The organism is Mucilaginibacter ginsenosidivorax (assembly GCF_007971525.1).
GTDB classification, from domain to species: domain Bacteria; phylum Bacteroidota; class Bacteroidia; order Sphingobacteriales; family Sphingobacteriaceae; genus Mucilaginibacter; species Mucilaginibacter ginsenosidivorax.
Genome location: NZ_CP042437.1, coordinates 1985678 through 2004592, shown reverse-complemented (window position 1 = coordinate 2004592; position 18915 = coordinate 1985678). Strand labels below are relative to the sequence as shown.

Sequence of the window (18915 nt, the reverse complement as noted above, 5' to 3'; positions counted from 1 at the left end):
AAGTGGTGTTTTGTGCTGTATTTAATACAGTACTGGCACTATGCTTGCCTAACTGTTAACACAAAACTTTAACAAAATGACAAAGATTGAGTTTAACACCCTTGTACTGCGCCAGGCAACTTCATTAAGATCATACGCCTTACATTTTACGCACGACGCAGACGATGCTAACGACCTTGTTCAGGATACAATGTTGAAGGCCATAACTTATTACAATAAGTTTAAAGAAGGTACCAATTTAAAAGGGTGGTTATACACCATCATGAAAAATACGTTTATTAACAACTATCGCCGTTTTGTTAAAATGAGCACATTTGTTACCAAAAGCGACGAAATCTCTTCGCCAAACCTGGTATTCAGTTCAACAAAAAATCAAGGTGAAGCTAAATTTGTGATGGATGATATTAAAAGAGCTTTAGATAGGTTGCCCAGTGATTATTATGTGCCATTTACCATGTATTTTGAAGGTCACAAATACCATGAAATTGCCGATCATTTAGATATTCCGATAGGTACAGTAAAAACCCGGATACACGTAGCACGTAAACTGCTGAAGAAGAACCTGAAAGCCTACGATAACGGAATTGCCAAACCCGTTTACGCCGAAAACTAAATTTATAAACTCAACCATATATATAATAAAAAACCCGCTTATTAAAGGCGGGTTTTTTGTTTTGAAACATTATGGGTTTCAATTTGTACTTTTGACTAAGCCGTGGCGGCTACCAGGCGACTGTTAACACGTTGCCACAAGGGCTAAATTGCACCTCATGAACAACCGTATCTATTTTATTGCATCTATTATCCTGATGTTGCTGGTTACCCAACAAAGCCGTGCAGACGAGCCTAACCTGAGGCGTATCCGGAGTTTATTGGTGGTGTGCATGAACAGCAGCAAAACAACCGATTCGTTATATAAAAGCCTGGCTGTAATCAAGAACCCTGCCGGGGTTATTAAAGCATACATTGCTACATTATCGGCATGTAAGGCCAAGCTCAGCTGGAATCCTTATATGAAGGTGAAACACCTTAACAATGCCGAGGCTACCTACAAAACAGCCGTAAGCGCCGATCCGCACAATATCGAGATCCGGTTTTTACGTTTTTCGGTTGAGCATAACGTGCCTGGCTTTTTAGGTTTTAACAAGGACCTTGTTACCGATCGTGACGAAATTATAACTCAGCTTGATAAAAAAAACTATGGTACTGGTGATAAGGATTTAACGGTAGCCATCATCAAATTTCTGCTGAATTCCAAACGCTGCACCCCCGCACAAAATGATGATCTGAACAAACATTTAGCCGAATTAAAGTGAGATACACTTACCTCATCATCAATATATTGACGGTTTTTTTCCCGTTTGGATTGTCGTTTGATAAAAAGGTGCATTTTTATAAAAGCTGGAAATATATATGGCCGGGCATGGCTATAACCGGCCTTTTCTTTTTGTTTTGGGATGTGCTGTTTACCATGAAAGGCGTTTGGTCCTTTAACCCGCAATATATTGTCGGTGTTACAATCTGGGGTTTGCCGTTAGAAGAAGTGCTTTTCTTTTTAACAGTGCCTTTTGCATGTATTTTTATTTATGCCTGCTTAAACTATTACGTAAAATGGCAAATAGATACCCGGTTAACCAATATCATCAGTAGCCTGGTTGTAATGTTTTCTGTTTTAGGGCTTATTTTTTATTATAATAAAATTTATACTGCAATTACTTTTGGGCTTTTACTTGCATTGGTGTTAATGGTTCAATATGTAATTAAAGCAGAGTGGCTTAGCTGGTTTTACGCAGCATATGTAGTGGCGCTGCTCCCTTTTTATATCGTCAACGGAATTTTAACAGCCATCCCGGTGGTTATATACAACAATAGCCAAAACATGGGCAAAAGGGTAGGGACTATACCCGTAGAAGATCATTTTTATCTAATGGCGCTGTTACTTATGAACATCGGCTTTTTTGAATACTTTAAAGCAAGACGAAAAACTAATGACTGAGCTGCCCCAATATACCAAATCGCAACTGGCGCTGCGCAACGGGCAGGATAAACCCCAGATTTGGGTGGCCTATAAAGGCATTATATATGATGTAACCGAAAGCCGCCTATGGCGCAATGGCAAACATTACGAACATTGGGCCGGCCAGGACCTAACTCCCGAGCTTGTTGATGCGCCGCATACTGAAACTGTATTTGAAAAGTTTGAAAAAGTGGGTACGCTACACGCAGGCCCCCTCTAAATCTCCCCCGGTGGGGGAGACTTGAAAGTTTGCAGGGCAATATTAAAGCCCTCCCTTCCGGGGAGGGTTTGGGTGGGGCTGGCTCCTTATATCTCAAACTTGGCCAATCCCACAAATTGGGCTATGCGGGCAGTAATTTCTTCCTGTGTCAGGTTCCTTAATCTTTCAGATCCAAACTTCTCCACGCAGAATGATGCCAGGGCCGAGCCATAGATGATGGCGTTTTTCATGCTTTCGAAGCTCACAGTGCCCGCTTTGGCCATATAGCCGATAAACCCGCCTGCAAACGTGTCGCCTGCGCCTGTGGGGTCAAAAACCTCCTCTAATGGAAGGGCGGGGGCGCTGAATATTTTATCTTCATGAAAAAGCAGGGCGCCGTGCTCACCTTTTTTAATGATCAGGTACTGCGGGCCCATGGTTAAAATTTTACGGGCAGCTTTTACCAGCGAAAATTCGCCCGATAGCTGGCGTGCTTCCGCATCATTAATGGTTAGTACATCTACTAGCTTCAAAGTTTTCAATAATTCATCTAATGCAATATCCATCCAAAAGTTCATGGTGTCCATTACAATCAGTTTGGGGCGGTTTTTAAGGCGTTCGATAACGCTTTGCTGAACCTGTGGCGATAAATTGCCCAGCATCAGGTATTCACAATCCTGGTATGATTCGGGAATTATTGGATCAAAATCGGCCAAAACGTTCAATTCGGTAACCAATGTATCACGGCTGTTCATGTCGTTATGATACCTGCCGCTCCAGAAAAATGATTTTTCTCCCTGTTTAATTTGCAGCCCTTCGGTATCTACATTGTGTTTGTTAAGGTCTTCAATCTCGCTTTGCGGGAAGTCATCGCCTACCACGGCAACGATATTTATATCATCAAAAAAGTAAGATGCGCCCAAACTTGCGAAGGTTGCCGACCCGCCGACGATTTTATCCGTCTTCCCGAAGGGGGTCTCAATTGCGTCAAATGCCACAGTACCAATAACTAACAAACTCATGGAAAATATTTTAAATTTTTTTTGCGCAAATATTGTGAAATTACCGCAGAAATTATACTTTTGCACCACTCCAAACGGAAAAATAGTCCTGAGTAGCTCAGCCGGTTAGAGCATCTGACTGTTAATCAGAGGGTCGCTGGTTCGAGCCCAGCCTCAGGAGCCACAAAATCAATGATTTATCCCCACTCCGGCGAGTGGGGATTTTTTTTGCATGAAATTTTATACCTTTTTTGGGGTCCGCAATCTCCTTCAACGGGAACCCGGCGTTTATCAATCTAACCCCAAAAGGGATAAAAGTTTACACTACAGACCTAATTACTATCGATATTAGATTGATAAACGTTAATTAGCGTTTTTTCTAAACATTTAAGCATAGCTTTACATTACAATATAAAATTAACTCTTAAAACCAGTTGCTGTTCAATGAATTCACCTTATCGTACTGCTGGACGGGCAGCAATTGCAAGCGGCATATTGGGGATGATTGCGTATTTTTCACTTATTGGGTTTCTTTTAATCCGCAATCAAGATTCACAAAATGGAACTCTTCCAATTAGAGTTCATGACTCCTGTGTTATTTTCCAATTTCTCTTTTTAATTCCAGTTTCAATTGCGCTGTTTAAAATCATCAAGGAACAAAATTTAAAAATAACGCAAGCATTTCTCAATGTTGGAATTGGTGCGCTTTGTTTTACTGTACTATTTCTATTGCTCATCTTCCCTAAAATTCTTGCAGATACTTTGTATATGGCTCCACAAGGTGTTTTTGGTGCCTGGGTTATCGTTGCATGTTGGCGTTTAAAGGTATTTATTCCTCAATGGCTTAGGTGGTTTGGAATAATTGTTGGCTCGGGACTTATATTAGCCGGCTTATTTCCCATTGGATATGGCATATTTGTGGATAATGTTATTTTTCATATACCTGCTCCATCAGATGAGGTAATGGACAAGATACCCGCCGAAACCACGGCAAATATAGTTGTACATCTATTTCTTTATATTGGCTCATTTATCGGCGTTTTGACCCTCCCGGTCTGGACTATATTAATAGGCGTCAGATTGCTTCGAAGTAAAATCGAATAGTAATTTAATATGTCGCTCGCTGCCTGAAGTTTTTCAACATTAGTCAGCAAATCTGTATAGCTTTTTCCGGACGGGACGGCACATTTCAAAAGCGGACAACGGCATGTTCGTTTTTATTACAATGTTAATAATGTTGCTTTTTTAATTATCAATATATCAGCATATTAGCTATTTGGAACAACGATTGAGTTATTTGATCTTGTGAAGCCATATATATTCCATATTACCCTTTATGATCTGGCGTTTTTGGCGGCGATATTTATAGGCCTGACTTTTACCGTATTGTTATGGTTTACCCCAAAACTGAACCGTACTGCAAACCGGTTTCTGGCCCTTGGCTTGTTAGCTGTTGTTTTATGGATGGTCCGGATATTGGGACAAAGCGTTGGCCTGGATGCATACTTTCCCTACTGGAACCAATTACCACTTCAATTTTCGTTGGCTCTTGGGCCGCTTATTTATTTTTATGTGCGCAAGATAAGCCTGCCGGGATACAAATTACACCGGAGGGATCTGTTGCATTTTACTCCTTCCCTGCTGCAACAGGGTGTGCTTGTATGGGAGAATAAGCAGAGCATCGGTATTGGCGCAACAGCTTATAATACATCACTCTTTGGGCAAATTAGCCCTGTGTTGAACATAGCGGCTTTTATTTCGGCGTTGGCCTACTTGTATATCTCCTTCGGGGTAATAAAACGTTATTATCAACAGATAAAATTTAATAACGTAAATGACCGGTACCGCCATCAAATGCGATGGCTGCAACGTTTAATAAAAGCTTTAGCGCTGTTATGGTTGTTGTGGGTGCCGTACGCTTTTGTAGATTATTTTTATTTCCACTACAGTTTAGGTATAACTACTTACTATTCCTTGTACCTGATGTTGGCCGCAATGATGATTTGGATAGCGGCCACGGCGCATTCAAAAACGGAAATCGCGACGACGATGCATGCAATGCCAATTTCAAAACCTACAACGCCCGCGTTGCTGAGGCAAAAGGGTAACTGGCTGAAGAAGGTTCTTGAAGATAAACGTTATTACCAGGATCTGGAGTTAAGTTTAAGTTCACTGGCCGAAAAACTTAACCTCAGCACGCATGAATTATCGAGGATAATCAACACAGGGCTCAAAAAAAGCTTCAATGATTTTATCAATGAATACCGGGTTTTAGATGCAGCCCGTAAAATGGAGGATCCGGCCTACAGCCATATCACACTGCTGGGCATTGCATATGAATCAGGCTTTAATGCCCAAAGCACATTTAGCCGTATTTTTAAGCAGGCCACCGGTAAAACTCCGCTGGAATATAAAAATGACCTCAAAAAAGGCTACCCATCCTATAATTTGAGAAGTATTAGGCTATCCGCTGCGGTAATTTCGAACCATGAAGCCACTATCAGGTGGTCTACAGAGAAATTAAACCGCAATTATATGTTCAAAAATTATTTCAAAATCGCGTGGCGCAATATCGTTCGCCATCAAAGTTACTCGGCAATTAATATAGCCGGCCTGGCAGTAGGGATTGCAGCCAGCCTGCTCATATTTGTAGTTGTTCAGTACGAACTGAGTTTTGATACGTATCAGCCGGGTTATAAAAATACCTACCGCATTGTTACCAAAAAAGTGCGGGAAGGCAACATCAGGTACAGTGCCGGAATATCGACACCAGCTGTAGACGCCTTTCGCCTTTATTTTCCGCAAGCCACTGTTGCAGGCATCAATGCCATTTATGGCAGCCAGATTGTTGCCCGGGCGGCAAATGGTAACCCGGCAGCAGACAAAAAATTTGTAGAAAACACAGGCATCATGTTTGCCGAACCCGGATTGTTTGATGTTTTTTCAGCAACCTGGCTGGCCGGCGATGCATCAGTTTTAAAAGATCCCAACATGGTGGTGATTGATCAAAGCAGTGCGATAAAATACTTTGGCGATTGGCACTTAGCTGTAGGAAAAACACTCAGGATGGACAACCTGCTTACATTGAAGGTAGCAGGCGTAATACAGGATTTACCTGCAAATACCGACCTCCCGTTTAAAGTGTTGGTTTCATACATCACCTGGAAGCAAAATGCGAAAAGCTACAACTACCGAAATACCTGGGACGAAACCAGTAGCGATTGCCAGGTATACATCAAATTCCCGGCAAACGTATTGCAGAGCACCGTAGACAGTCAGATGCTCAGCTTTTCAAAAAAACAATTTGACAATAATAAACGTACCGGCCGGAAGAGATTTGCTGTAGCACAACCCTTATCAGCCATCCACTTCGATACCAGTTTTGGCGGTACACTGGGCGATCATATAACCAGCAGGTCTACGCTACGCACGTTGTCGCTCATCGCAGTACTGATCATCATTATGGCATCCATCAATTTTATTAATCTATCAACTGCGCAATCGGTGGGCCGCTCCAAAGAGGTAGGGATCCGCAAAGTGCTGGGTAGCAGCCGCGGGCAATTGATTGGCCTGGTGATGTGCGAAACAGCCATCATCGTACTGTTTTCTGCAGGGCTTGCGGTAGTTGTGGCCGAACTGGCCTTTCCATTGCTTAAGCGCATAGCCAGTGTGCCCGATACTATAAGCTTGTTCAATCCCGGCATATTGCTTTGCCTGGCTTGTGTAATAGCTGCAGTAGTATTGCTTTCCGGCGTATATCCGGCAATCATTGTATCAGGGTTTAAACCTATCCAGGCGTTGAAAAACAAAATCAACTCCAAAGCGGCGGGCGGCATATCGCTCCGCCGGGTGTTGGTAGTTACGCAGTTTGCCATTTCGCAATTATTGATTATTGGAACGGCTATCGCCGTTAAACAAATGGATTTTGTAAACAATGCCGATCTTGGCTTTAATAAACAAGCTGTTCTTGCGGTACCTTGCCCTGCCGATAGCGTTGGTTTATCGCGCCTTAACAGCTTTAAACAACAGGTACTGGCGTTACCAGGCGTACAGGCGGCCAGTTTTTCGGCTGATGTGCCTTCTTCGGCGCATAACAATTCCAGCAATTTCTTCTATAATCATTCCGAAAAAGATCCGGGTTTTGATGTTTTCATGAAGGCAGCCGATGCCGATTATTTTAAAACATTTGGCCTTAAATTTATAGCGGGCAAAGGCTATGAACCAAGCGATACCGCGCGTCAATTAGTGGTTAACGAAACTTTTGTACGCAAACTTGGCCTTAAACGTGCAGATGATGTTTTGGGCAAAACCATCACCTTTGATAATTACTCAAACCTGCCTATAGCAGGTGTGGTTGCCGACTTTAAAACAAACTCGATGCGCGAGGAAGTTAAACCCCTGTTGATGTACCCCTTCAAACAATTGGAACAGGAAATAGCGATAAAAATTGAAGGGAAAAATTTAAGGAAGACTGTCGCGCTTGTGCAAAGTACCTGGGAAAAGAAATATCCCGAATATGCCTATACAGGCTTTTTTGTTGATGACAGCATTGCTAAATTTTATGAGCAGGAAAACCAGCTGGAACTGATTTACAAGGTATTTGCAGTTATTGCCATTTTTATATCCTGCCTTGGGTTGTACGGATTGGTTTCGTTTATGGCGATACAGCGTACCAGGGAGGTAGGGATACGAAAAGTTTTAGGCGCATCAATTAGCAGCATCCTGTATTTGTTTTCAAAAGAATTTTTAGCGCTTATCATGGTGGCATTTGTAATAGGTGCGCCAGCTGCCTGGTACCTGATGAACGGATGGCTGCAAACGTTTGCCTATCGTATTTCGCCGGGCGTATTGGTTTTTATTGGAGCGGTTGGAATCTCGTTATTGATAGGCTGGTTGACTATAGGTTACAAAGCATTAAAAGCCGCACTGGCAAACCCGGTGAAAAGCTTACGGAGTGAGTGATTATTTTGTCGACTAATGGGCTTTCTAATTGTCTTAGGTGCAATTGCTTCTATATCAATTTACAAAAAAAGGGAACGGGCATCCCGCATACCCCGGAATTGTAATTTAAAGTTTGGGGTTCCATTGCACTTTCGTACTTTGAACGGCAGTTAGGCAGAAGCGGTTAGTTTCGCCGTATTTGCTTGTAATAAATTTATTTGATCGACCATGAGACTTAAACTAAGGGAGGAAAACACAGGAGGGGAATTACTGCTTTTTAAGGACGAGGCGGCATTTGACCGGTTGTTTTTCAGCAAAGACCGGTTCAATAAGTATTTTACTATTGCGTGGAATACAGGAGAAAGCCAAACGGTTACCATTGACGGATCTGAATATGATTTTCCGTCCAATTCTCTGCTAACCCTTTTGTTTAATCAATCTTTTAGCTTTAAAAATTCTGCAAATATTATTGCCTGGCAATTTAACCGTGAATTTTATTGCATTATCGATCACGATAGTGAGGTGAGTTGTGTTGGGTTCCTGTTTAGCAGTACCGATCATATGTTTGTTGAGCTGGATGACATGGCACAACAAAAGTTACAACTGCTCTCCGACGTTTTTATTGAGGAATTCAAGACTTCCGACAATATCCAGAGTGAAATGCTGCTGGTGCTGCTAAAGCGCCTGATTATGTATGTTACCCGGCTGGCCAGGTTTGGGTATGTACCGGCCAAAAAACTTCAGGACGAAAGGTTTCACATCATCCGAAAGTTTAACCTGCTGGTAGAAGCAAATTTTAAAACCGAGCACTCGGTTAGTTTTTATGCGGAACAGCTTTGTAAGGCCCCAAAAACCTTATCTAATCTTTTTGCAATTTTCAACCAAAAAACGCCTTCGCAAATCATCCAGGATAGGATCGTCGTAGAGGCCAGGCGGCTCCTGTGCTATACCGATAGATCGATAAAGCACATCACTTTTGAGCTTGGTTTTGAAGATGTGCCTTACTTCTCCAACTTCTTCAAAAAAAATATGGGTATATCGCCATCTGATTTCAGAAATTCTCCAAAAATTTCTCAGGAAGGGAAATAATTACAACTAACCGGGTAATGTACATATAAACCCGCCCTGCTTTTCGGCCCACCTTTGTATTGTTGATTCAAACAAAAAACTTCAACAATAAAAACGATGAAAAAGCAAACAACAAAAAACACATTGAAAGCAGGTCTTTTAATTTTAACAGTCGCTCTTTTTGCCGTAACCGGCACAATAACTAAAGCAAATGCACAAACAATCAAAAATGTAGTGCTGGTACATGGCGCATTCGCCGATGGCTCGGGATGGAAAGCCCTTTACACCGTACTTACAAAAAAAGGTTACAATGTTACTGTGGTGCAAAATCCGTTAACATCACTCGAAGATGATGTGGCCGCAACCAGGACAGCGCTTGACAAGCAGGACGGCCCTTGTATTCTTGTTGGCCATTCATGGGGAGGCGCTGTTATTACCGAGGCAGGCAATCACCCAAAAGTGGCCGCATTAGTTTATGTAGCCGCATTTCAGCCCGATAAAGGTGAATCGGCATTACAATGGTTGCAAACCGCGCCTCCGGCTCCCGAAAACGGTGTACTGGCCCCAGACAATAAGGGCATTGTTTACTACGACAAAGCTAAATATCATGCAGGTTTTTGTGCCGATATAAGCCAGGAGGAAGCCGACTTTATGTATGCATCACAAGGTGCATTTTATGCCAAAGGTTTTATAACACCGATTACTGACCCAGCCTGGAGGCATAAACCAGCTTACGCCTGTATTGCAACTGAAGATAAAAGCATCAACCCTGTTATCCAGCATAAAATGTACGAACGCTCAAATACTAAAGTAACAGAAGTGAAAGGCAGCCACGTAATCTTCATGTCGCAACCGCAGGCAGTGGCCAGGGTGATTATCCAGGCTGCAAATGAAGTATCGGCAAATCATTAATCTGTAAGCAAGATCTTCCCGAATACCAATGATTTATCCCTGCTCTGGTGAGTGGGGATTTTTTATTTGCACAAAATTCACATATAAGTGAACAAAAAAAACTCTCCGAGGCCCATTAGTCGATAGTTAATTACTATTCATCGATACTTTTCTTTTGCCGGTTTAATATAACCTACATTTAGGCTTTACTATCATAGTAGTGATTTGAAGAGGGAAAAGTTTATTCCCTGTTGCAAATCAACTTAAGGGAAAACGGCTATCTGTTTTTATATGATCCTATAAGTTATATAAAAAAGATGTTTGGCAAATTACCCATCTGTTGCCGGTTAATACCGGTAATCAATAATCGGTTAACAGCCCTAATACGGGTGGTTCGATTTTTCTACCTAAATCAAATTAAATTTTAACAAGGCTTTGCAGGCAAAATTGAATAAATAGAAATATGAAATATTTAGAAAATACAGTTTCATCAGTAACAAGATTAGATCGGTTTAAGGAAGAGTACATGCAATTGGCAGAGGCGGTTAACGCTTTTAAATCCGAAGCGGTTCAACTGGTGATTGCAGAGCGCCTTGTTACACTTATTCACGGCGCTGCTGATGAGAATGCCACGCTGATAAAAAGCAGTAACGTTCCATTTTTAGGAAAAAAGCCGGGAGCCACCAAAGCTGTCCAGCGGTTGCTGCAAACTGATTATTTTGATTCGCCCAGGGCAATAGGCGATATTGTTGCTCATTGCGCTAAATTGTTTGGCAAGGATTATAAAACGTCTGAATTTTCGGGCGTATTGTCATTTCACGTAAAAGAGGGTAACCTTTCAAGAACCGAGGGGGAGTATAGCAGCCGTTTTGTTTATTTTAGATAACACTCTTAACCTCAGGTTTTAGAGTTACGTCAAATGCCGCAAATCCATTTCTGCAATTTATTCCCGCCCGGTTTATAAGTCAACCCATTACACGGGCTATGGCAATTTACAACTTAAACGTCCCGGTTGCCGCTATAAGCAAGCAAATGCAACGCTGCGGCAAATGCAAAACCGAGAAGTACTATTGCTGTCTACATGCATATCCCGATCTGATTGGTTACCTGCTTTGCCCGCAATGTTTAATATTCACCCTCCGGTAACTCATCTCTAAATCGCATCCCTTCGTTTTTAACTTTTTTCGTTTTCTGTCAAATTTCCCCGTGTGTGCTACTATGCGTACAGAAAAACCACAGGGGTTGAATGTCGGTAGAAATAGATCAAAATAGCTTTACGTGCCGTAGGTAAGTCACCATTGAACATTTCATATCAAATGAGCATGGATAAATGCCCAATTTTAGTGGCCAGTTTCGTACCTGCGGCACGAAAAGGAGGGGGACTTAATTATTCTACCGACATTTTACTCCTAATGGAGTGCTTTTCAAAATCACTATCTCCTATAAACATGTGTACATACGGTAGCTCTATTGGAGGATAAATGCAATCCTGATAGCGTGAGATTAAATATATAGCATGCGAAAGTTAACCTTCACCACCTGTAATTCCTTCTCCCGATCCGCAGGTAAAAGTGCCAACACATCTTCTTTTTCATTTAACAGGCAAGGGTAAAACTTTAAATGAAACCACGTCAAAATATTTAAAATAATAAGAAACATCAGGGAGCTTATTGAAAAATATTTTTCCTTCTACTTTTTCTGGGATAATTCATATTTTTTATAAATATTTTAAATAAATACTGCATAAATTTAAATATTTGTAATTTTTATACCATTCTATTAAAATTAATATAAATTTGACAATCACTTAATTGATCTTATACGATGAAAAAACTACTACTCACAGCTTTGTGCCTTGTGGTGTTATTCGCTAACGCTGTATTAGCACAAAACAAAACAATTACCGGTACGGTAATTTCAAAAGACGACGGATTGCCGCTGCCCGGTGTATCCGTAAGGGTATCGGGAACAACAATTGGTACCCAAACCGGCGCCAATGGCCAGTTTACTTTAAGCGTGCCCGGCACGGCAAAAAGTTTGGTATTCAGTTTTACGGGTTTCACCAGCCAGACGGTCGAAATTGGCTCGTCGCCCATTAAGGTCATGTTGGCTATCAACACCAATAGCCTGTCCGAAGTAATCGTAACAGGTGCTTACGGCACCAGGCAAACTTCCCGATCGGCCTCCTATGCCGCGCAGGTTGTAAAATCCGAAGCCCTGAATACTATCCGCGAGCCAAACCTCAATGATGCTTTGGCCGGTAAAGTTGCAGGCATCCAGGTAAGGAGCCAGTCGGCTGCAGCTTTGGGTCGTAACACCAATATCCGGTTACGCGGCGCTACCGGCTTTGGAAGCGGCAACAACCCGCTATATGTGGTAGACGGTACTATTTTACCCAACTCCGACGATTTAAGTAACGACGATATTGACAACATTACGGTTTTGCAGGGCCCGGCGGCATCTGCCCAGTTCGGATCGCAGGGTGCTTACGGTGCCATTGTCATTACAACCAAAAAAGGTAAAAAAACCAGCGGGCTGGGTGTCGAAATAAACTTAGGGGCCAACTTTGATAAAGCCTACATATTGCCTAACTACCAGAATACCTATGGCGGTGGCGCATCTGCCGATTTTATGCAGTATACCTACAAAGAAGGCGACCCTGAAGGATGGAAAGCTTTAAACGGTAAGTATTATCCCGATTATACTGATGACAGCAGCTGGGGACCTAAAATGGTTGGCCAGGAGTATATCCCCTGGTATGCCTGGGCAGCCGGTACTAAATACTCTTTTAAAACCGCAAGCTGGACAGCCCAACCAAACAACGCCAAAGACTATTTTCAAACCGGAATAGCGTTAAATAATAGCTTCGCGTTTACAAAGGCGGCTGATAATTACAATATCAGGATGTCATACAACAACCAAAATACCCGTGGCATTTTACCAAGCAGTAATCTTAACAAGAATGTTTTTAGCTTAAATGTTAACTACGATCTTAACAAGCATTTTACGGTAGGTGCAAGCGTTAATTTTGTAGGCCAGCAACTTACCGGCCAAATTAATGATGCGTACGCAAGTCAGTCAAGCGGGTCATTCAACTCCTGGTTCCACCGCGATCTGGATATGGGGATCATGAAAGAGCTGCAAAACTTGAAGTCGCCCGACGGAACCTACGTAAGCTGGAACCATCAAAATCCAACATCGTACGATGCCTCAGATCCATCAGCCTTTTATGGTGGCAATTACTGGTACAATTTTTACACCTATGCCAACCAGATTAACAACGTAAGTCAGCGCGATCGTTTATACGGCAACTTTTCGCTTACCTATAAAATCAATAACGATTTAAGCGTTAAAGCTACTTACCGTAAAAATGCCACAGATAGCTGGTATGAAAGTAAAACAAGTTCCGAACTGCAATATAGCGGCACGCAAACCGGTGTTAAAGGCGGCTACGCTACCGGAACTGTTTACCAAAACAGGGAGAATTACGAAACCCTGGTTACCTATAGCAAAAAGATATCCGATTTCCAGGTTAACGCCAATGCCGGTAGCGACATCTTTAATTACATCTATAAAGACAATACGGCCAATACAAATAACGGTTTAAGTATTGATGATCTTTACACTATCGGCAACTCCGTAGATGCTGCTACTGTTGGGAATACCCGCATCCAGGAACAATACCGTGCTTTATTTGCAAAAGCATCTGTAGGTTACAAAAGCTGGTTGTTTGCCGATGTTACCATCCGTAACGATTGGTTTTCAACCCTGTCGGTTGTTAATAATGCCAACTCGGTGCTGTCCAAATCGTTTGGCGGTTCATTTGTTTTCAGCGAATTATTGCCGCAAACAAAAAGTTGGTTAAGTTTTGGTAAAGTAAGGGCATCATACGGCGAAATTCCGCTGGCGCTTGGTACATCTACAGAAACATTTGGTGCATACCGCAATAATACCACTTACTCAATAAGCTCCAATAAATGGAACGGGAACCTGCTGCAGGCCGGTAACGGTGTTTACATCGATCCAAGCCTGCACGGAACAACTACCAAACAAACTGAGTTTGGTTTAGACCTGGGGTTCTTTAACGACAGGCTTACCTTTGCCGGTACCTATTACCAGGGCGATGATAAAGATATCCCGGTATCATTATCTGTAAACGGGGCCAGTGGTGTTTCAACCATATTAACCAATATTGGCTTAATCAAAAAACGCGGTGTCGAGTTCTCTTTAGGCGGCTCGCCGGTTAAGTTGCCTAACTTCAGCTGGACGGTTAACACAAACGTGGCCCGGATCATTGAAAATACAGTTGTGGAAATCAGCGATAAATACGGCGTAGACCGTGTGGCTGTTGCCGGTGTTTGGGGCAGCACTATGCCTTACCTTATCCAGCAAAAAGGTAAAGAGTGGGGCCAGATTTACGGTAACGGTATTAAACGCAATGCCGATGGCGTGCCCATCCTTACATCAGCCGGAGCTTATATTAATGATCCTAATGTATATTTTGGCAGCGTACTGCCTAAGTTTACCGGTGGTTTGCAAAACTCATTTGCAATATTTAAAGATTTTGTTGCCAGCTTTAATATTGACTACCAGATAGGCGGCAAGTTTGTTTCATTATCAAACATGTGGGGCCAATACAGCGGTTTAACTGCTAATACCGCCGCGCTGAATGATAAGGGAATGTCGGTACGTGATCCTGTTGCCGATGGCGGTGGTGTTAAAGTTACCGGCGTTGATGCCAACAATAACCCGGTTACCTATTATGTAGATGCTAAAACGTACTACCAGGGCTTATACAACAACAAAACTTTCGATTCCTTTATTTATGATTTAACGTTTGTTAAGCTTCGCGAGGTTGCTATCGGCTACAACATTCCGGTTAAAAAACTCGGGTTTGGTAAAACGCTTCAATCGGCCAGGTTTGAACTAACAGGGCGTAACCTGTTACTGCTGTATGCCAAAACCAAAGACTTTGACCCATCGGAAATAACCGCATCGCAGGGAGAAACGGCCCAATGGCCCGGCACCAGGGGTTTCGGCTTCAATCTCAAAGTAACATTCTAAGCATTACCTACCAATCAATATTTTAAACAAAATGAAAAAGATATACATATATACAGCTGCAATGGCCGTTGTTTTATACACAACGGGCTGCAACAAGCTGAAAGATTTTGGCGATGTTAACAGCAATCCGGGCGCTACAACAACAGCCATTACATCGGCTTTATTAACCAACGTACAATCAAACCTTGGGGGCTACGCTTCTACCAATACCGAGCCTTTATCTGGCGCCCAGTACGGCCAGTATTTTTCTGAAACCCAATATTCAGGAACATCATTATATAATTTACCGCAAAACTCATTTACCGGTAACTATAGTGGCAATTTAAATAACCTGCAAACTATCATCAACCTTAATGTAAGTAACAATTCAACCGCTGTAGCAAAAATTATGCAGCAATACATCTATTGGATAATTACAGATTCATGGGGCGATGTGCCTTACACCCAGGCTTTAAAAGGGAGTGCGGTGATACAGCCGGTGTATGATACCCAGGAGACTATTTATAAAGGCATAATTTCGACACTTACATCGGCCATAAGCGAGTTTGATTCATCATCGAGCCTGGCCGGCGATATTATTTATGGCGGCGATGTAGCTTCATGGAAACGCATGGCCAACTCGTTGAAGTTGTTGGCTGCAATACAATTGTCAAACAGGGTAACCGGCGCCAGCGATTATGCGGCTGTAGCAGTTAAAGAGGCTATTGCATCGGGTGTAATTACCACCAATGCCCAAAACTTCACCCTGGTTTATCCCGGCGGCACTTACAAAAGCGCATGGTACAGCCTTTACAACGGCCGCAAAGATTATGGCGAATCAAAAACGCTGACAGATATCACCGTAGGAAGCAACGACCCCCGGCAGGCCGAATTTGGCGGGGCAAGCGAATTATCGGGCAACGTAACCACATCAAATATTGGCGTGCCCTATGGTTTGGTACGCCTGAGCGTTTTGGCATTTGAGGATGCAAACCCAACCTGGGCCCGCGTTTTGCGTGGCGACCTTCGGTTAGAGACGGGATCGGTGGTGATGATTAATGCTGCCGAAGTTTGGCTGGCGCGCGCCGAGGCAGCCAATTTAGGTTGGACCGACGAAAGTATTACTACCGATTATACCACAGGCGTTGCCGCATCATTTGAGCAGTGGGATGCCGGAACGCCATCTGCTTCTTACCTGGCGCAGTTCCCGGTAACTGATACTAAAAACGCCGACATCACCGGTTCGCAAATAAAAAACATTTCTATCCAAAGGTGGATAGCCAGCTACCCTGATGGCCATGCAGCCTGGGCCATATGGCGAAAAACCGGCTGGCCGGCGCTTACCCCGGCACCGGATGCCACAAACTCATCGGGCCAGATTGTAAGGAGGTTTACCTATGCATCATCTGAATACAACACCAACGGAACAAATGTTAATGCTGCCGTTGCCAGGTTAACAGGCGGCGATACCCAGGATGCACATGTGTGGTGGGATACAAGAACAACTAATTAACCCTTCAACTTAAAAAACATGAAAAAGAATATATTTTTTAAATACCTGGTTGTGGCCTGTGCATTTGCTGTTGTGTTTGCAGGATGCAGAAAGGAACCCGCTGCCGATAAGGTTACTACAGAAACACTCAATGCCGGTAAAACCTTGATAGGCTTTCCCGATGGTATGGAATCATCAACATTTTTTGATCCGTTTACTGATGTTAAAACCATTGATGTTTTTACGCTGAAAAAAGATGCGGCAAATAATACAGATCTGAAAAAGGCGCAAAACTTTGTGGTATCGGCTGAGCCGGATTCAATTGATGCTTACAACGAAGCCAATGGTACGGCTTATGAATTATTACCATCATCTTTTTATACAATCGGAACCTCATCTGCCGATGTTTCGGTATCTGGCGATAACCTCACTTTTAAATTTGCCTCGGGCGATTTTGCAAAGAATTTTGTGATAAAGCTCGACGGCAGTAAACTTGATTTATCAAAAAGCTACGCCCTGGCCTATAAAATTACAGATTCGGCCGGAGTGGGTATCCATGCGGCAAGCAGGGGCACTATGTATGCATTTTACAGTGTTAAAAACAAATACGATGGGGTTTATACACTTGGCGGCACTATTGCCCGGTATATTGATGGGGTTGCCGATGCTACGCTGGGCGGCACCTATCCCGATGGGCTGCAGGTTGATGTTGCTACCATAGGAACTTACACCAATTCGTTTTCTTTAAAATGGATTACCGGCAGCGGCGTTGGCGGTATTGCCGGGCTGCAGCTTACGGTTGACCCTGCAACTAACAAGGTTACCGTGATAGCAACCGGGAATGCGGCTGTGCAGAACACTGCCGGAAAAGATAATTATTACGACCCCGATACCAAAACATTCCACCTGGCATTTGACTGGGGAGCCAATGCCACCAACAAAAGGGTTTTTGATGGTACTTTGACCTATGCTGGCTCACGATAAAAATTACAAAGGCTTTTAAAATACTCCTTTAGTTCTTGCGGTTTTTTCATTTACGTTAATAAATAAAAATGAACAGTTAAAGTTAATTAAATGTGTCTTCCAAAGGAGTGGGGACACATTTTTTATTGGGGGTAAATAATAAATTTGTCTAAAAAGGTATGCCTTCCGAACCCCCGGAAATAAATCAGAACAAAAAACATCCGATATTGGCTACATAAACCACTACCATGGAAAAGATAGCCCCGAATACAAAGCTTTTTACCACTAAGCATTACCAAAAAACAACTGCCCTTTTTGTGGTGATGAAACGGGTGTTATTACTTTTAACATTCCTTGCTCCTTTAATAGCACAAAGCCAGCAAATACAGCCGGACACCCTTGGCGGATACAAACAGGTTTGGGCCGATGAATTTAATAACGAAGGGCCGCCAAACCCCGCCAACTGGAAGTTTGAGCAAGGCTTTGTACGTAACCATGAAGACCAATGGTACCAGGCCGATAATGCCACCTGCCACAACGGGTTATTGGTAATAGAAGCTAAAAAGGTGCACCTGCCCAACCCCGCATATGTACCCAACAGTACCAACTGGCAGACCAGCCGGCGGTTTATTGAATATACATCGGCCTGTATGAATACCAATGGCCTGCAAAGCTGGCAATATGGCCGGCTGATTATGCGGGGCCGGATAAATACCGATGCCGGTTTATGGCCGGCCTTCTGGACCTTAGGCCTGAACAAGCCCTGGCCATCAAACGGCGAAATTGACATTATGGAATTTTACCGCGATAAACTGTTGGCCAACATAGCCTGCGGCACCGATGTACCATATAAGGCCAAATGGTATAGTAATGTAAAAACACTCGATTCATTTGAACCCGGCTGGAACCAGCGCTTTCACACCTGGCGAATGGATTGGGACGAAACATCCATTAGCCTGTATGTTGATGACATATTGCTTAACCATGTGGCCTTAAAAGACCTGGTTAACCAGGACGGCAGCAACTTTAATCCCTTTAAACAGCCACATTACATCCTCCTGAACCTGGCCATTGGCGGCGATAACGGCGGCGAACCATCGGCAACCACTTTTCCAAAACGGTTTGAGGTTGATTACGTGCGTGTGTATCAAAAATAAAAATGCGGGATAACCTGCGTTAATATTTATAGAAGACAGTTCATGACGGTTTCACCGTTTCAACACGTATTATTGTGTAAATAATTATAAAACCACATTCTGCTTTTTTATTGGGTTGATACAAGCTATCGGGCGGTAATGCC

14 protein-coding genes and 1 tRNA gene are annotated in these 18915 nt (G+C 42.9%); 14 read left to right on the top strand and 1 reads right to left on the bottom strand.

Annotated features, from left to right (window positions below; translation table 11 throughout):
• Positions 1-76 precede the first annotated feature (76 nt).
• The 4 genes from FSB76_RS08475 (at position 77) to FSB76_RS08460 (ending at position 2237) form a co-directional block, all read left to right on the top strand.
• Entirely contained in the window at positions 77-613 is a 537-nt protein-coding gene (locus tag FSB76_RS08475) for an RNA polymerase sigma factor (RefSeq protein WP_147053161.1), read from the top strand.
• 157 nt (positions 614-770) lie between these two features.
• On the top strand, positions 771-1316 hold the full coding sequence (locus tag FSB76_RS08470) for a hypothetical protein (protein WP_147053160.1): 546 nt from the start codon (positions 771-773) through the stop codon (positions 1314-1316).
• Positions 1313-1996 (top strand): lycopene cyclase domain-containing protein, encoded by a 684-nt coding sequence (locus FSB76_RS08465; RefSeq protein WP_147053159.1) that lies wholly within the window; start codon positions 1313-1315, stop codon positions 1994-1996. The genes FSB76_RS08470 and FSB76_RS08465 overlap by 4 nt, the downstream gene beginning before the upstream one ends.
• A complete protein-coding gene (locus tag FSB76_RS08460) occupies positions 1989-2237 on the top strand; it encodes a cytochrome b5 domain-containing protein (RefSeq protein WP_147053158.1) in 249 nt (82 codons plus the stop codon). The genes FSB76_RS08465 and FSB76_RS08460 overlap by 8 nt, the downstream gene beginning before the upstream one ends.
• Positions 2238-2323: 86 nt before the next feature.
• Here FSB76_RS08460 and FSB76_RS08455 read toward each other — a convergent pair whose 3' ends face one another.
• Positions 2324-3238 (bottom strand): PfkB family carbohydrate kinase, encoded by a 915-nt coding sequence (locus tag FSB76_RS08455; protein WP_147053157.1) that lies wholly within the window; start codon positions 3236-3238, stop codon positions 2324-2326.
• 86 nt (positions 3239-3324) lie between these two features.
• Between FSB76_RS08455 and FSB76_RS08450 the strand changes: the two genes are divergently transcribed.
• From FSB76_RS08450 to FSB76_RS08405, 10 genes are all read left to right on the top strand, one after another.
• A tRNA-Asn gene (locus FSB76_RS08450) sits at positions 3325-3401 on the top strand.
• Positions 3402-3661: 260 nt separating this feature from the next.
• Positions 3662-4321 (top strand): hypothetical protein, encoded by a 660-nt coding sequence (locus FSB76_RS08445; RefSeq protein ID WP_147053156.1) that lies wholly within the window; start codon positions 3662-3664, stop codon positions 4319-4321.
• 201 nt (positions 4322-4522) lie between these two features.
• A complete protein-coding gene (locus tag FSB76_RS08440) occupies positions 4523-8179 on the top strand; it encodes an ABC transporter permease (protein ID WP_147053155.1) in 3657 nt (1218 codons plus the stop codon).
• Between the two features lie 207 nt (positions 8180-8386).
• The gene (locus FSB76_RS08435) at positions 8387-9247 is read left to right on the top strand and encodes a helix-turn-helix domain-containing protein (RefSeq protein WP_147053154.1); all 861 of its coding nucleotides are present in this window, start codon (positions 8387-8389) and stop codon (positions 9245-9247) included.
• 96 nt (positions 9248-9343) lie between these two features.
• The gene (locus FSB76_RS08430) at positions 9344-10138 is read left to right on the top strand and encodes an alpha/beta hydrolase (RefSeq protein WP_147053153.1); all 795 of its coding nucleotides are present in this window, start codon (positions 9344-9346) and stop codon (positions 10136-10138) included.
• Between the two features lie 442 nt (positions 10139-10580).
• Positions 10581-11003 carry a hypothetical protein gene (locus FSB76_RS08425; protein ID WP_147053152.1) on the top strand — a complete coding sequence of 141 codons (423 nt, stop codon included), beginning with the start codon at positions 10581-10583 and terminating at the stop codon, positions 11001-11003.
• A 938-nt stretch (positions 11004-11941) separates the two neighbouring features.
• Positions 11942-15181 carry a SusC/RagA family TonB-linked outer membrane protein gene (locus tag FSB76_RS08420; RefSeq protein WP_147053151.1) on the top strand — a complete coding sequence of 1080 codons (3240 nt, stop codon included), beginning with the start codon at positions 11942-11944 and terminating at the stop codon, positions 15179-15181.
• A gap of 31 nt (positions 15182-15212) precedes the next feature.
• The gene (locus FSB76_RS08415) at positions 15213-16673 is read left to right on the top strand and encodes a SusD/RagB family nutrient-binding outer membrane lipoprotein (RefSeq protein ID WP_147053150.1); all 1461 of its coding nucleotides are present in this window, start codon (positions 15213-15215) and stop codon (positions 16671-16673) included.
• 18 nt (positions 16674-16691) lie between these two features.
• Positions 16692-17636 (top strand): DUF1735 domain-containing protein, encoded by a 945-nt coding sequence (locus FSB76_RS08410; RefSeq protein WP_147053149.1) that lies wholly within the window; start codon positions 16692-16694, stop codon positions 17634-17636.
• Positions 17637-17863: 227 nt separating this feature from the next.
• Entirely contained in the window at positions 17864-18772 is a 909-nt protein-coding gene (locus FSB76_RS08405; protein WP_225976451.1) for a glycoside hydrolase family 16 protein, read from the top strand.
• The last annotated feature ends 143 nt before the right edge of the window (positions 18773-18915 follow it).